The following is a 15,858-nucleotide window of genomic DNA, read 5'->3' as shown; positions in this document are numbered from 1 at the left end:
ATCGGTGAACTGAAGGCCGGCAATAGTAAGGTCGCGAAAAAGGTTGCGCCTCGGCTCTCCGGTCCCGGCTCGCGCTATGCTTGGCCGGGATGACGATGGGGAGGCTGGTTTTCCGGGCAAGCTAAGGTTTGGCGCTCTTTCCGCTTCTCGCACTCCCCCCCTCTCAGTCGGTCATCCCGGACGCAGCGCAGCGGAGATCCGGGATCCGGGAGCCGGGATCGGGGAGCCGGGGCGTGCGAGCGGAAAACCCTTTGCCTCCGAGGTCCCGGCGCAAGGCCGGGACAGCAAGGTGGCGGTCAGCGGCCGGAATTGATCTTGGCGAAGAACTGTTCCGCCTGCTGGCCGAGCTGGCCGGCCTGGTCTTTCAGCGCCGTCGACATGTCCTGAATGGTGCCGACAGCCCCCTCGACATTTTCGACCGACCCGCGCACAGCGGTAATCTCGTCGGTAAAGGCTTGGGTGCCCTGTGCAGCGATCTGGACGTTGGCCGAGATTTCTGCCGTTGCCGACGCCTGTTGCTCCACCGCGGAGGCAATGCCGGTCGCGATTTCGGACAGGGCACCGATTATCGAGGTGATGCCTTCAATATCCTGCACAGACTGTCTGGTCGCCTGTTGAATGCTGGCGACCTGTTCGGTGATTTCTTCCGTCGCCTTGGTGGTCTGGCTGGCGAGTTCCTTCACTTCGGCTGCGACAACCGCAAATCCGCGGCCCATTTCTCCGGCACGCGCCGCTTCGATGGTAGCGTTAAGTGCCAGCAGGTTGGTCTGTTCGGCAATTTCAGAGATCAGCCCGATCACCGATCCGACCTGATCCGCGAAGCCGGCAAGTTTCGTTACGGAGTCGTTTGTGCTGCGTGCACCTTCCACGGCCTTCAGCGCCATCTCGCGGGACTGGCCTGCCTGGCGACCGATCTCGGTGATGGAAGCGGACATTTCCTCCGTTGCCGTCGCGCTTGACTGGACACCGCTTGCGGTTTCGGCAGACGTATTGTCCATCTTGACCATCCGCTCTCCGATGGAGCCCGTCTCGCGGCGCAGACTGCCCGAAGACACTTCAAGTTGTTCGGAAGCCGCGCCAAGCGTGCCGACAGTACCGCCCAGAACGCCCTGAAATTCCTGGATGGCGGCCTTCAGTTCGGTCTCGCGTCCGACAGCGTCTGCCACCATTTTCTCGTGATAGGTGGAGATCGCGACATCCATGTCCAGCATGACCAGCTTCGTCATCACCTGCATGGCCCGAATGCGCTTGCCCGTCGACATGAAGCGCTTCTTCAGAACCGTCTCCGTGAGTTGCGTGAGGGCGAAGGAATAGCCACCGATGTACCAGCTGGGATCAAGGCCGATCCGCACATGTGTGAGGCCGATCTGCACAGCGCGCTCGTGGTAGGCTTCATCCGGGCCCGTTGCGAACAGCCCTTCCCAGTGGCTCATCTGTGCCTTCACCAGGCGCGACTGCTGGTTGCCGACAAGCGCCGCCAGATGCGGCACGGTTTTAACGTGTACGTAGAACCCGTCCAGAACGCTCGGCAAGGCTTCCTTGATTGCCGGCCACACGGACTGGGCCACAGCCCGATCCTCATCCGTGAAACGGAAAAACTTCAGCCGATCTTTCAAGGTGTTTGTCTGCATGAATGCCTCTTGGATCAGCCGATGGAGGTCCGGTTTACCGGGCCCGTGTGCTGATCGCTTTTCAGTTGCCGGACCTCCGAGCCTCTCAGTGAAGAGGCAGGAGATCCTGATTCAATAAAGCACGTGTCACCTGTTCCCTCGCGAACCCGTGCGGGCTGTTGAAAGGCACAACAAGGCGTTCCGCGCCATGCTCGATGCATCGGTACGCTGGCAATGTTCAGGTGATGAAAGGAGAAGACGCGGCGCCGTTGCCCGGCAATCCACGCTGGAATTCAATTTTCAGCAGCCCTGTTCGCGCCGTCCCGACGAAAAGGCAAACAGGACTGCCTGGCCCGGTCCCCTCCACCCGACTTCGGCAAGTCATGCTTGTGGAACCGCTCTAGCGGGTAGCCCCCTAAAGGCGCGTTAACGGGACAGCGCAGTCTTTAGCATTTGTGGATCGATGTTTCCGCCCGTCAAAACGATACCGACGGTCTTGCCCTTGAAAGGCAGCTTTCCGGCCAAAAGTGCTGCAAGTGCAACTGCTCCGCCGGGCTCAACGACGAGCTTCAGTTCGGTGAACGCAAAGGCGACGGCAGCCAGAGCTTCCTCGTCCGTGACAGTCACGCCTTCGCCCGCAACGCGGCTTAGAATTGAAAAGCCGATATCACCCGGCGATTCGGACAGGAGCGCATCGCAGACAGAGCCGGTCTTTACGGCATTGGAGAGCCTCTCACCGGCTTCAAGCGAGCGCTTGTAGTCGTCGAACAGTTCCGGTTCAGCAGTATGGAAGACCGTACCGGGCGACTTCTCTTCCAGCGCCAGGGCAATGCCGCTGGACAATCCGCCACCGCCGGTACAGGCGAGCACATCGTCCAGATGCAGGCCCAGCGCAGCTGCCTGGGCTGCCATCTCCAGTCCGACTGTGCCCTGCCCTGCGATGACACCGACATCATTGTAGGGGTGGACAAACGTCGCTCCTGACTTGGAGCACAGGTCGCCTGCAATCGCGTCACGGTCTTCGGTCTCACGATCGTAAGTGATGACGGTCGCCCCGTAACCGCGTGTGCGCTCCAGCTTGATCCTTGGAGCGTCGGACGGCATGACGATGGTTGCGGGCATACCGAGCAGCTGCGCGCTTGCAGCAACGCCCTGTGCGTGGTTTCCGGACGAACAGGCCACAACGCCCCTGGGTCGGTCTGCCAGCGGGATGAGGCTGAGGCGGTTGAAGGCACCGCGAAACTTGAACGAGCCGCTACGTTGCAGGTTTTCCGGTTTCACGACGACAGTTGCCCCGGTTACCTCATCCAGCAACGGATGCCTCAGAAGCGGTGTCACCAGCGCCTCGCTTCGGATCCTCTCCGCTGCGGCTTCAACATCCTCTATGGAAACGGTTTTACCAGCCAATTTCGAACCTGCTTCAGACACAGGCAGCGATTGCATATTCGTCATCGGAACTCGCTCTAAACGTCAAACAACTGCTCGGAGGCCTGCCGCAGAAGCGCACAAGGCAATGCTTTGGCCCCTTTCAGGGCCGGGTCTCGATGCAAGTGTTTTCACAGGAAAGCGGGCAGTTCCAGCGGGAACTTGTCTTGGTGTCAATTTCGTTTGCCGCACTGCGCAGCGTCATCGCACATCAGGGCAGCCGTCTTATTCGGCGGCTTTTCCCTGCGTCGAACGGGCGTTGTGTATGTCCTGGGCTTCAATGCAATTGTCCAGGAACTGACGTGCGCTGGCCGCCCAGGTGTAGTTCATGGCAATCGTGCGGCAATGTTCGCGTGGGATATCCAGCGCGGCTTCAGCCGCTTCGCGCAGATCTTCCGACAAGACACCCGCCCCCGTATCGCTGATGACGTCGAGCGGGCCCATTACCGGGAAAGCGGCAACCGGCACGCCGCAGGCCAGGGCCTCAAGCATAACGTTGCCGAAGGTGTCGGTGAGTGAGGGAAACACGAAGACATCCGCGTCGGAATAATGCCTTGCGAGATCTTCGCCCACCTTGGAACCGGTAAAATGCACCCCCGGGTACTCCCGGCGCAGACTGTCGAGCTGCGGGCCACCACCGACCACCACTTTCGATCCCGGCAGGTCGAGATCCAGAAACGCCTTGATGTTCTTTTCGATTGCGACCCGGCCGACATACATGAACACCGGACGCGGCAGGTCGGCTGGCAGAACGGAGCCCTCGTAAGGCTTGAACTGCTGCTCATCCACGCCGCGCGACCAGCGCATCAGATTGGTAAAACCACGGTCACGCAGATCCTGCTCCAGCGACCGTGTTGCGACCATGCAGCCGCAGCCGGAATTGTGAAACCGGCGCAGCCAGCTGTAGGACCAAGTCAGCGGAACCGGCAGCCGGGCTGAAACATATTCTGGAAACCGGGTGTGGTAACTCGTGGTGAACGGACGCCCAGCCTTCTTGGCGACGCTTGCCGCCAGAAGCCCGAGCGGGCCTTCCGTTGCAATGTGCAGATGCTCGCAGCCGTAATCCTCGATCTTCCGGCGCACGATGCCGCGATGGGTCAACGACAGGCGAATTTCCGGATAGGTCGGACACGGCAGCGTCGTGAATTCCTGAGGGGTCAGGAATTCCACCCGCACACCGATCTTCTCGAGTTCTTCGGCCGTGCGCTCAAGCGAGCGAACCACACCGTTTATCTGGGGATGCCAGGCATCCGTCACAATCAGAATGGAACTCATGCGGCGACCGGTGCTTCCTTGGCGTTCGCCGGCACGGCCTCCTCCTGGGTACGGTCCACCCATCGGATCACCTCAAATGTTCCATCGTGGTGCTCGGCAACCGCAGTGCAGCTTTCCACCCAGTCACCCGTGTTGATGTAGTGAATGCCGTTCATATCACGGTCCGCGGCGTGGTGAATATGACCACAAATGACGCCATCGACGCCCTGCCGGCGCGCCTCGTCGGACAGGGCTTCTTCGAAACGTCCGATAAAGCTGACCGCGTTCTTGACCTTCAACTTGGCCCAGGCGGACAGTGACCAGTAGGTCAGGCCGAGTCGGCGCCGGACCACATTGAGCCAGGTGTTGACGCCGAGCGCGGTCACATAGGCCTTGTCGCCAAAGAAGGCCAGCCACTTGGCATGGCGGATCACCACGTCGAACTGGTCACCATGAATGACCAGGTAGCGTTTGCCGTTGGCAGCTTCGTGAATGATGCTGTCGGTCACTTCGACGCCGCCGAAATGCGTACCGAGGAAGCTGCGCAGAAACTCGTCGTGATTTCCCGGAATATAGATGACCCGGGCTCCCTTGCGCCCCTTGCGCAGGATCTTCTGCACCACGTCGTTGTGAAGCTGTGGCCAGTACCAGGACCGCCGCAGACGCCAGCCATCGGCAATGTCGCCGACCAGATAGATGGTCTCGGCTTCATTGTCCTTCAGAAAGTCCAGCAGCATCTCCGCCTGACAACCGCGCGTGCCAAGATGGACGTCGGAAATAAACAAGGCCCGGTAATGCCGCGATGCCTCAGCGGTAGACATAGCACTTCTCCAAATTCCCTTTGGAGCGCTATAGACGCGATTCAAGTATCACTATTATGACAAACGGCGTGACTTCCCCGGGCCTGTTTGTTTTCCAGCTTAATGATTAACACCGGCACGGATCGGGTATTGGCCTCCCTCACTTCATTCCGTTGCTTCACGAACATCTTGCCGGATGCTGACCGGCTCCATATGTCCCTGACGGCATTTGACAGCATCGGGTTTTGCCAGCCACAAAGCATGTCCAACCTGCATCAAGGAGAACGTTCATGGACCTCGGCCTCAAGGGCAAAAAGGCAATCATCTGTGCGTCAAGCCGCGGCCTCGGCAAGGGCTGCGCCGAAGCGCTGGCGGAAGCAGGCTGCGACATCGTCCTGAACGGACGTAACGAAACGGTTCTGGAAGAAACCCGCACCCTGCTGCAGAACCGCTTCGGCGTGAGCGTTGCCGCCATCGCAGCGGATGTTTCCACACGGGAGGGACAAGAAGCGCTTCTGGCGGCCTGCCCGGATCCGGACATTCTGGTCAACAACAATGGTGGCCCGCCCCGGCGCGACTATTCCGAGCTGGACCGTGCGGCGCTGATGGAAGGTGTGGTGCAGAATTTCGTCACCCCCATCGAGCTGATCCAGGCGGTTGTTCCCGGCATGAAGGAGCGCGGTTTCGGCCGCATCGTCAACATCACTTCGCTTTCGGTAAAGATGCCGATCGAAGGGCTCGATCTGTCCAGCGGTGCTCGGGCGGGGCTCACGGCATTCCTGGCCGGCGTCTGCCGCCAGCTTGCCCCCCACGGCGTGACGGTCAACAACTTGCTGCCCGGCAAGATGGACACCGATCGTCTGAAAGGCGGCTTCGAGCGCGTCGCGCAGCAGTCAGGTAAAAGCATCGAGGATGTCCGGGCGGCACAGGCGGCGGAAATTCCGGCAAGACGTTTCGGTTCAGCCGAGGAATTCGGTCAGACCTGCGCTTTCCTGTGCTCCCGCCACGCCGGCTACATCACCGGCCAGAACATCCTGATGGATGGCGGGCTCTATCCGGCGGCGTTTTGAGCCGCCTGTGGCATGAAGAAAGGCCGGAGCATATGCCCCGGCCTTTCCTGAACGGCTGATCTTTCTGATCAGAACTTGTAGCGCAGCGCGGCGGAAATGATGTTGACGCTGCTGTCGACATCCCCCGAATAGGTACCGAATACCGCGTTGTAGTCCTGGTGACTGGAATCGATGTTGATATCGGTCGATTCCGGAATGATGTGCGTGTAACCGACATCGAACGCCAGGTGCTCGTTGAAGGTGTAGCTGGCACCGGCAGACAGCCACCAGCGGTTATTGTCCGGCAGACGCGTGGAGCGGATGTCTTCGTCGATCGGCGAGATTTCGTAGCCGACACCACCGCGGAAGGTAAGCTTCTCGTTGAAGTCGTATTCACCGCCAAGGGAGAAGAACCAGCCGTCGTCATAGTTGAAATGCAGGACGGTGGCCTCTGCGCCGGTCGCATCGTTGATCGCACGGGGTGACTTCAGCCGGCTCCAGTTGGTCCATTCCACCGTTCCAAGAACGCGGATCTTGTCGGTCACCTTCTGTTTTGCGGAAAGGTTGATCATGTCCGGCGTAACGACACCCAGGCCGATCGCCGTCGTGACACCACCGGCGAACAGGTCGCCGTCGAGATCGTGACCGACACCGGAGCGATACCCGAGACCGATTTCCGTCCCCTCGAACGGTCGCACCGTCAGACCAGCCGTCACACCGAAACCGATGTCATCACCAGAGATCTGGTTCGAACGGGGGAAGCCCGCTCCGGAAGTGGCGTCGGCGGATTTCAGCGACACGTCCAGATATTGCGCCTGAACACCGATCGCGATCGCGAACATGTCGTTGATCTGAAGCGCAACCGTCGGATTGACGTTCAACGAGAACACGGAAGACGAACGGGAATAGAACTGGGCCGCCCAGTTCTGCTCCGGTTTTGTCGACAGGCCGAAGGGTGCGTTGATACCGACACCGAAGATCAGCTTTTCATTCAGCCGGTAAGCTGCATAGGAAGCGGGAATGAATGCGTCGGAAGCAATGTCGCCACTGCCGATCGAAGACGTACCGAGGAACCCGCCGGACAGCGTGCCGTTGATATCCGAACTTGGAAAGAGCCCCGTATTGTGCGCTTCGATGGTGAGGCCCTGCTGAGCGCCGATAAGCGACGCCGGGTTCCAGTACATCGAAGAGATCGAACCGCCGGACGTACCATACCCGGCAAAAGACATACCCTGAAAGTACGAGCTCTGTTCTCTAAGTGCAAAAGCACCTGCAAATGCAGAGCTTGCAACCATTGATAGAGCTACAGCTGTAGAAGCAAGTAGAACTGATTTCTTGTTTACCCACGGCATTGAGTTTCCTCCCATCCCCTAGCCACCGGATGCTTGATGACAACCTGAGACAGGGTTTTAGGAGAATGCCGTCCGTTTCAACTGAATATTTACGTCAGTTATGCGGTCGTTTTTTCATGCTGCAATGCGAAATGCGCGGCTTTTCTGGTAGGTATTGCTGCGTAGACATTCAAAACACTTCAAAAACGACAGGTTCAGAGTCTGTTCGTCATCACACCGACACACTTTCAGACATTTGCCTAAAAAAAAGGCACTCGAAATGTCAGTTTCCGATAACGTAATTTAACAGTGAATCGTTGCGGCTTTGCCACAGGTTTCGTGACGGAATGTGGATCTTTTGTAGGACAAGTCCCTTGATATTACTTGGTAAAAACGCCAATCACCTTTCCTAACGGAAACCGTGTCGGCACACCATTGCACGGTAGCCTTTCCATTCGAAATTGAATTTTTGTCAGGATGTTTGTCAGCAGGCGACGCGCTACCGCCAGGTCAATTACCGCTCTTCCGGCAAGGCAGGTTGCAAGCTGCGAACCGGTGGGTTGCACCGGCTCGCAGAAAGAGACGGTCCAGGGCCGCACTCCATTCCTTGCTTACAGCCTCAAGCGGCAAGCCTAGCTGTCGCGAGCTTCGAGGAAGCGGCGCATGGCAACGTCACTCCAGGGGGCAAGGCGCGCCCGCGCAGCCATATGACTGTCGTAGATCCTCTGGCTAAGCGCATCCTTGCTCGCGAACTCGGACAGCACGACTGCCGAAGTCTCCCGCAACGCATCCAGAACGTCGTCCGGATAAGGACGGACGGTAACGCCGTCCTCTTCCTGCAGGAGCTTCAGTGCGCCTGCATTCTCCCAATCGCTTTCTGCTAGCGAGCGGCCGTTTTCTGCCTTGCAGGCCTCCAGAACAATGGCGCCAAGGTCTTCCGGCAGGCCTTCCAGCGCCACCATGTTGAAAAGCGCTTCACCGGTGCCGTTGGGTTCATGGAACCCCGGCGTGTAGTAGGACTTTGCTGCCTTCTGGAACCCCATTGCCCTGTCCGACCAGGGACCCAGGAATTCGGTGGCGTCCAGCACGCCGCTGTCCAACGCCTGGAACAACTCTGCAGGCGGCAGGCTGACAGGCGTCGCCCCAAGCCGGTGCATCACTTCGCCGCCAAGGCCCGGCATGCGGATCTTCAGCCCCTTGAGATCGTCAAGAGTGTTGATTTCGCGCTTGAACCAGCCCCCCATCTGAACGCCGGTGTTACCGGCCATAACGGGCCTTAGTCCGAACGGGGCATAAAGCTCATCCCAGAGCGCCTGACCGCCCCCCTGCTCAATCCAGGTGATATGCTCATGCGGCAGCAAACCAAAAGGGATCGCCGTGAAATAGACAGAAGCAGGGATCTTTCCCTGCCAGAAAAACGAGGCTGTATGCGCCATCTGCGCCGTCCCCGCTGAAACGGCCTCGAACACGCCCAGAGCCGGCACCAGTTCCCCGGCAGCATAAAGCCGAACGCGCAGGCGGCCGCCGGACATCAGCTCGATCCTGTCGGCAATGCGCTGTGCCGTGACCCCGGGCCCCGGCAGGTTCTTTGGCCAGGACGTGACCATCTTCCATTCCAGCGTCGCCTGCTCCTGCGCCACCGCCGGGGCGGCCAATGCGCTTGCACCGGCGGCGGCGGAAGCCCCCAGAAGTCCGCGACGGCTGATCCGTCCGGTTTCGGTCTTTGGCTGATCGGTCATCTCACTTGCTCCAGAACGCGTGGAAATGATGGACTGGCCCGTGACCACTGCCGATGTGAAGCGTGTCGGCAGCGGCGATGGCGGCCTGAATATAGGACTTGGCGGACCTGACGGCTGCTTCCATGTCCTGCCCCTTGGCAAGACCCGAGGCAATCGCGGATGACAGGGTGCAACCGGTGCCATGCGTGTTGTCGGTCTTGATCCGCTCTGACCTGAGCCAGACCGCATTGCCGTTTCGATCCAGAAGCAGGTCGGCGCTCTTCGCACCAGACCCGTGCCCGCCCTTGAGCAGAACCGCATTGGCTCCAAGACCGAGCAGACGTTCTGCCTGCGCCTGCATTTGCGGTTCGTCCGCGGCAACGTTGCCTTGCAACATGCGGGCAGCTTCATGCAGGTTCGGGGTAACAATATCGGCCAGCGGCAGCAGCAAGGCAATCAGCGTGTCGACCGCACTGTCCGCAAGCAACGGGTCACCGGAGGCAGCCACCATCACCGGGTCAAGCACGACCGGACCTGTCTCATGTGCCCGAAGCCCTTCAGCTACCACCTCGATCGTATCGACACGCGACAGCATGCCGATCTTGGTCGCCTTGACGGCAAGGTCCGAATAGACGGCTGTCATCTGGGCCCGCACGAACTCTGGCGGCACATCATGAATGGCGCTGACGCCAAGCGTGTTCTGCGCCGTCAGGGCTGCAATAACACTGGCACCAAAGACGCCATTTGCGGAAAAGGTCTTGAGATCAGCCTGAATGCCGGCTCCGCCGCCGGAATCCGATCCTGCAATGGTTACCGCAATTGCGGTCATGGGAACCTCCTGGGAGTAGATGCCGAAAAGCCTGCGTCAGCCGGTCTTCAAACGGGCTTCAATGTCGCGGTCAGTCAGGCAATAGAGTGCGTCGAGCAACTCCGGCACCAGACTGCCTGGCCCGCCTGACCGGCTGGCCGCGATTTCGCCGGCAATGTTGAAGACGGACAATCCGCAAGCAGCTGCAAGCGCCCTGTCCTTTTCGATGCTCAGGAACGCTGCCAGAACGGCACCGCCGGCACAGCCGGTGGCCGTCACGCGTGACATCAGCGGATCGCCGTTGCGCAGCAGGAAATCCTCGCCGCGGCTCTCGACCCTGTCTTCCGGGCCGGTGACGGCAAAAACCGTACCGGCCTCGATCAAGGCATCAGCATCCGCCCGCTCCGGCAAGAGAGCGGTGAGTTCTTCCGGATTGAGCCGCACCAGATCCGGCTTCAGGCCCAGCAATTCGCGCGCATAGGCGCAGCGTACGGGTGACCGGTTGACGAAGACCGGATCGACACAAACCGGACGTCCGGCAGTCCTGGCAGCTTCGATCGCTAGCGGAATGGCTGCACGGCGTTCCTCGTCAAGGGTGCCGAGGTTCACCAGCAGTGCATCAGCCCCACCGGCAAAGGCGGCAACTTCCTCCCGCGCGATGGTCATGGAAGGAACCGCCCCGAGCGCAAGCAGCACATTGGCGGTGAAACTCTGGGCGACCGCGTTTGTTATGGCGTGAACGCGCGGCGTTTTCTGCCGCACCCTTTCCAGAAGGGTGAAGACTTGTTCGGCGCTCAGGGCTTGCGTGGAAGCAGCAACGGAAAGGCTCATGACGGCTCTCCTGCGACAGAAAGCCCGTTGCCGGTATTCCGGAAAGGACGTGTTGAAGGGAGTGGTGTGTGCATCATGATCTCAAATCCCTCCGCCGGTATCAGCCGGATCAGGTTCAATGAACCTACATAGCAAAGGGCAAGGGATTTTATTCATAAGTTTCAGCAACTTATTCAACCAACGACAAGGATGGTGTCAACACACAGTGTCAACATCTGGTGCAAACAGTTTCTTCCTTTTGGAGCCTTTCGTAGTTGATTTGTTGACCATAGGAAACCCGTCTTCCAAAGATCAACTGCCTTACGAATACGCCAAGAACAAAATCAAAGACTGCGACACGCATTGCAACATCGGACTTTTCTGCATTCCGATCCCATCACGGTTGAGGTATTTGCTAGTCATGCCCGATAAGCTTATTTGGCATCGAGCGGACTTCCAAAGACACCAGACAAGAACTCCAGCGTCGCCGCATCCCTAAGTTTGCAGGCAATGTTCTGGTTAGCAAAGACGCCACGGAATGTCTTCGCTTGGGCCAAAGGGAATGTTTTAATCCAGTTCACCCCGACCGCATACTCGGCGAGTTCCTCGTTGTCCCTGTCGCGGGCAAGACCCGGCTGCACCAGTTCGACGGACAGAAGATTACCAGCGATTGTTTCGAAATCCCGCGCCATGACAGAGGGTGACGCTACCTCACCATATCCCACATAGCCTTGCCCTTTCTGGTAGGCGAAGATCTTGTCCCCGGCAGATAGCTGGTTGAGTTTCCCGGAATAGAACCGCCCGCCACCAGAGGAAATGAAGCCATAGCGGCGCATGTCCTCCCATGAGCGGCGCTCACCATCGCCGACGTTGACATACCAGTACCCTGTCCACGGTGCTTTAACCTTTGCAGCTGAACGCTCCTCGACCTCTTCCGGATCGAGATGCCAATCGGTCGCGAGAAGTTGCCGATCACCGTCTTGAAAGACACGAAACAGCGCCGTGTTTATCCCGACGTCGTGACGATCATAGAGGTACTCAACTATTCGTGTTGTAGTGGGATCGAGTTCGCTCGCGATGATAACAAGCTGATGATCGCCATTAAGTGTCTCCGGCAAGCTCCGGTCAAAACGGTCTTGAAACGCGGCCGGTAACGGTTTTGCCAAATAGGCGTTGGCAATATCATGCACATCGCGGGTATTTAGCATCACGGCCCAGCTCGCATAATCCAGAACCTGAGCAACGATTTCCCTAGGAGTCTTATCCCGCTTCAACTCGAGGATAACTAGGTCACCAGAAACGTCCAGACCAAGAAGATCCAGTCTGCCACGGTTTTCTATTCCGACTTGGCGGCCAATGATCAGAAGATCCAGACCAAGAATCTCAGGGTTCTCGGCAACCCAAGTCTCAATCTGCCCTTCTGTGGCGAGCGATGCCCTCGAGACAGGCTTCAATTTACCTGCAGCGACTTCAAACAGGTTCGTCACAGCCCACCTCCCAAACCCTCTGGCACTGCCGCGCTCGATTTTCTTGAAGGCAGCGACAATCCAACTACGTTCACCGACCTTTGCGGCCTCTGGAGTTTAGCGGACCTCCAGCTTCGTCTAACAACTTCTCAAAATAGCTGTGGCCGTTCTCCCTCGAACGGCGCTCCTTGCCATGGACATGCGCTTCTATGCTCTGATCTAAACCATCCTGACGCTTTGAAAGACGAGCACGTGCCATATTGTCCGTTGAGAAATACTCTGCAGCGACCAAGAGCGCATCATGGACAATCTCTTGCTGCTCGCGCTCGTAAGCCATCGATCGCTCTGTTCCAAACGACCGCTCGTATAGCGATTTGGTCGCTTCATCGACGACTTTTGCGACGGGGACTTTTGTCTCTTTTGCATGTTCCACGAAACTGACAAGAGCCTGGGTAGCGTCATAGGAGTTCTCGCCACGCGTAACGGCTCTGAACGTTGCAATGAAAAGCTGCTCGAAACGGGACTTGGCGATCTGGAGCTCCCACTCAGCTTGTTCCTCAGCACTTTCAGCAACAGTGAAATCCGACACGATGAGCTCCCTAATCAATTCTCGCTGGCAATATCCTAAAAACATAACTACGAGAAGAAATGCCCAGTTGTCCATATGGACGTGGCACCCCCTTCCCCTCTTGCTTCCCCACGGCTAACGTCACCCCAAATTCAGACAACCACCGGGAATCATATGTCCGCCGAAAGAGTATCTCAGGATCAGATCAACAAGGCTGCATGGGCAGCGTGTGACACCTTTCGGGGGGTGGTCGATCCGTCGATCTACAAGGACTATGTCCTGACCATGCTCTTCCTGAAGTACATCTCGGATGTCTGGAAGGACCACTATGAGAGCTACAGGCGGGAACACGGCGACCACCCGGAGCTGATCGCGGCGATGATGAAGGACGAGCAGTTCGTGCTTCCCGAGGGGGCCAGTTTCGATGCCCTTCATGCCCAGCGCCACAAGGCCGGGAACGGGGAGCGGATCGACAGGGCGCTCCACGCCATCGAAGAAGCCAACGGGGCGAAGCTGAGGGATGTCTTTCAGGACATTTCATTCAACGCCAACAAGCTGGGCGACGAAGAACAGAAGAACGACATCCTGCGCCACCTGATGGAGGACTACGCCAAGCCGACCCTGGACATGAGGCCTTCAAGGGTGGGCACTCTGGACATCATCGGTGGGGCCTACGAGTTCCTGATCTCCCGTTTTGCCGCAACAGCTGGCAAGAAGGCCGGAGAGTTCTACACCCCTGCCGAGGTTTCCATGCTAATGGCCCGTCTGGTGGAGCCCCAGGAAGGCGACGAGATCTGCGATCCGACCTGCGGCTCCGGTTCCCTGCTCCTGAAGTGTGCTCGTCAGATCAAGTCGACCAACGGCAAGGCGCCCTATGCCCTCTTCGGTCAGGAGGCCATCGGGTCCACCTGGGCGCTCGCCAAGATGAACATGTTCCTGCATGGCGAGACCAATCACCAGATCGAATGGGGCGACACGATCTCCAACCCGAAGCTGCGCACCCGTGACGATCAACTGAGGCTCTTCGACGTGGTCGTCGCCAATCCTCCCTTCAGCCTCGACAAGTGGGGCTACGACAAGGCGTCGAACGATCCCTTCGGCCGGTTCAACCGTGGCCTGCCGCCCAAGACCAAGGGGGACTATGCCTTCATCTCCCACATGGTGGAAACGCTGAAGGCTAAGAGCGGACGCATGGCTGTCGTCGTGCCCCACGGAGTGCTCTTCCGGGGCTCTTCCGAGGGCAAGATCCGTCAGCAACTCGTTGAGGAGAACCTGCTGGATACCGTGATCGGCCTACCCGAGAAACTGTTCTTTGGCACCGGCATCCCCGCTGCGATCCTCATCCTCAGGAAGAAGAAGGCCGATGACAAGGTGCTCTTCATCGATGCCTCGCGGGAGTACATCGAGGGCACCAACCAGAACCGGCTGGGGGACGAGCAGCTCGACAGGATCTTCGCTACCTTCGATGACCGGGAGAATGTCTACAAGTACGCTTATCTCGCAAACCTTGAGGAGATCCGGGAGAACGACTTCAACCTCAACATCCCGCGATACGTCGATACCTTCGAGGAGGAGGAAGAGATCGACCTCATGGCTGTTCGTCAGGAGCGAGAAGTACTGAAGGCAGAGATGGTGGATTTAGAGGCCAAAATGGACGGATTCCTGATGGAGCTTGGATATTCGCGATGAACGAACCAAAAGAGCTCCCTGACGATTGGAGCCTAACAACTCTGCAAGAAGTTACAGACCCCGACGCCCCAATCAGATACGGAGTGGTACAAATTGGTCCGAATACACCCGGTGGCGTTCCTATTGTTCCCATCAAACATATCAACCGCATTGCGAATGCCTCTCTGCACCGCGCAGCACCGGAAATTGAAAAGAAGTACACTGGGAGTCGAATACAAGGCGGCGATGTACTCATTTCAGTAAAAGGCACTATCGGAAATGTAGGTGTCGTCCCCGATGGATTTGAAGGCAACATCGCTCGTGAAATTGCCCGCATACGACCTAACGATAAAATTGACCGACACTACTTGGCTTTCCAACTACAAGCACCTGATACGCAGCGCAGCGTGAAAGCCTCCACAGTCGGTTCCACAAGGCTTGAGTTTTCTATTGCCACTGCAAGAGCATTTCAAATTCCACTTCCTCCTCTCCCCGAACAGAAGAAGATCGCAGAGATCCTATCGACGTGGGACGAGGCCATCGAGACGACTGCGAAGTTGCTTGCCAACGCCGAAGCCCAAAAGAAAGCGCTCATGCAGCAGCTGCTGACCGGCAACTGGCGACTGAAGGGGTTCGAGGGGGAGTGGGCTATGTCGAAACTTGGTGACAGAATAACCATACGTCGGGGAGCTTCACCCCGGCCCATCACGGATGCTCGATGGTTCTCTGATCAGGGACGCGGTTGGGTTCGAATTAGTGACGTTACTTCGTCCGAGACAGAACGGCTCACAAGAACCGAACAATATCTTTCGAAAGAAGGGGCTGCCCGAAGCGTTTCTGTTGAACCAGGTGAACTGATCATGTCTATTTGCGCGACGATAGGGGTGCCAAAAATAGTTGGAATACCTGTGTGTATTCATGATGGTTTTGTTGTGTTTCGCAATCTTTCGGATCGAATCGATACCCTATTTCTGTATTATTTTCTTCAGCTCATCGCTCCAAGGCTGGCAAGTGGCGGACAACCCGGCACGCAAAAAAACCTAAACACATCAATAGTTGGAAATATTCTAGTACCCAAAATTGAGATGAAAGAGCAGAAGGCCATCGCCAAAATTCTTCAATTTTCCGATTGGGATCTGCATTGTAGAAAAAAACAACTTGCAAAGCTGAAGGAAGAAAAACGAGCTCTCATGCAGCAGCTGCTTACAGGAAAGAGACGGGTCGCTTTCTGACGATCCCTAGGGTCGTTCAACAAAGCAGATACTACAGTTGTATGTTCCTTCAAAACTAAACTTGCAAGCGTACACGCATCCGTTCGATAGTAAGTCATTGATTTGATGGCTCCTGCAGC

13 protein-coding genes are annotated in these 15,858 nt (G+C 57.7%); 3 read left to right on the top strand and 10 right to left on the bottom strand.

Going from position 1 to position 15,858, the window contains the following annotated elements; translation table 11 throughout:
- Window positions 1–296 precede the first annotated feature (296 nt).
- The 4 genes from FIV05_RS15875 to FIV05_RS15860 form a co-directional block, all read right to left on the bottom strand.
- On the bottom strand, window positions 297–1,631 hold the full coding sequence (locus FIV05_RS15875; RefSeq protein ID WP_173013866.1) for a globin-coupled sensor protein: 1,335 nt from the start codon (window positions 1,629–1,631) through the stop codon (window positions 297–299).
- Window positions 1,632–2,036: 405 nt separating this feature from the next.
- Entirely contained in the window at window positions 2,037–3,062 is a 1,026-nt protein-coding gene (locus FIV05_RS15870) for a threonine/serine dehydratase (protein ID WP_152510231.1), read from the bottom strand.
- 198 nt (window positions 3,063–3,260) lie between these two features.
- Window positions 3,261–4,310: a glycosyltransferase family 1 protein gene (locus FIV05_RS15865; RefSeq protein WP_023000649.1), complete on the bottom strand. Its 1,050-nt coding sequence runs from the start codon at window positions 4,308–4,310 to the stop codon at window positions 3,261–3,263.
- Window positions 4,307–5,110: a UDP-2,3-diacylglucosamine diphosphatase gene (locus FIV05_RS15860; RefSeq protein WP_152510230.1), complete on the bottom strand. Its 804-nt coding sequence runs from the start codon at window positions 5,108–5,110 to the stop codon at window positions 4,307–4,309. Before FIV05_RS15860 ends, FIV05_RS15865 begins: the two co-directional genes overlap by 4 nt.
- Before the next feature lie 269 nt (window positions 5,111–5,379).
- Here FIV05_RS15860 and FIV05_RS15855 point away from each other — a divergent pair, with 269 nt between their 5' ends.
- Entirely contained in the window at window positions 5,380–6,159 is a 780-nt protein-coding gene (locus tag FIV05_RS15855) for an SDR family oxidoreductase (protein ID WP_152510229.1), read from the top strand.
- A gap of 68 nt (window positions 6,160–6,227) precedes the next feature.
- On the opposite strand, the gene FIV05_RS15850 is transcribed toward FIV05_RS15855, so the two are convergent.
- The 6 genes from FIV05_RS15850 to FIV05_RS15825 all read right to left on the bottom strand — a co-directional run bounded on the left by FIV05_RS15850 (window position 6,228) and on the right by FIV05_RS15825 (window position 12,935).
- Window positions 6,228–7,433, bottom strand: a complete 1,206-nt coding sequence (locus tag FIV05_RS15850; RefSeq protein ID WP_209009676.1) for an OmpP1/FadL family transporter — start codon at window positions 7,431–7,433, stop codon at window positions 6,228–6,230.
- A 668-nt stretch (window positions 7,434–8,101) separates the two neighbouring features.
- Window positions 8,102–9,208, bottom strand: a complete 1,107-nt coding sequence (locus tag FIV05_RS15845) for a TRAP transporter substrate-binding protein (RefSeq protein WP_152510227.1) — start codon at window positions 9,206–9,208, stop codon at window positions 8,102–8,104.
- A gap of 1 nt (window position 9,209) precedes the next feature.
- On the bottom strand, window positions 9,210–10,016 hold the full coding sequence (gene thiD / locus FIV05_RS15840) for a bifunctional hydroxymethylpyrimidine kinase/phosphomethylpyrimidine kinase (protein ID WP_152510226.1): 807 nt from the start codon (window positions 10,014–10,016) through the stop codon (window positions 9,210–9,212).
- Between the two features lie 36 nt (window positions 10,017–10,052).
- Complete coding sequence (locus FIV05_RS15835) at window positions 10,053–10,826, bottom strand: hydroxyethylthiazole kinase (RefSeq protein WP_152510225.1); 774 nt, start codon at window positions 10,824–10,826, stop codon at window positions 10,053–10,055.
- Between the two features lie 413 nt (window positions 10,827–11,239).
- Window positions 11,240–12,292, bottom strand: coding sequence for a hypothetical protein (locus tag FIV05_RS15830; protein WP_152510224.1), 1,053 nt, complete (start codon window positions 12,290–12,292; stop codon window positions 11,240–11,242).
- A gap of 70 nt (window positions 12,293–12,362) precedes the next feature.
- Window positions 12,363–12,935: a hypothetical protein gene (locus FIV05_RS15825; RefSeq protein WP_152510223.1), complete on the bottom strand. Its 573-nt coding sequence runs from the start codon at window positions 12,933–12,935 to the stop codon at window positions 12,363–12,365.
- 78 nt (window positions 12,936–13,013) lie between these two features.
- Here FIV05_RS15825 and FIV05_RS15820 point away from each other — a divergent pair, with 78 nt between their 5' ends.
- Both FIV05_RS15820 and FIV05_RS15815 read left to right on the top strand, forming a co-directional pair.
- Entirely contained in the window at window positions 13,014–14,528 is a 1,515-nt protein-coding gene (locus tag FIV05_RS15820; protein WP_152510222.1) for a type I restriction-modification system subunit M, read from the top strand.
- A complete protein-coding gene (locus FIV05_RS15815) occupies window positions 14,525–15,739 on the top strand; it encodes a restriction endonuclease subunit S (protein ID WP_152510221.1) in 1,215 nt (404 codons plus the stop codon). The genes FIV05_RS15820 and FIV05_RS15815 overlap by 4 nt, the downstream gene beginning before the upstream one ends.
- The last annotated feature ends 119 nt before the right edge of the window (window positions 15,740–15,858 follow it).

Source organism: Labrenzia sp. THAF191a (assembly GCF_009363335.1).
In the GTDB taxonomy this organism is placed as follows: domain Bacteria; phylum Pseudomonadota; class Alphaproteobacteria; order Rhizobiales; family Stappiaceae; genus Roseibium; species Roseibium algicola.
This window is presented reverse-complemented; position numbering and strand designations above follow the sequence as displayed.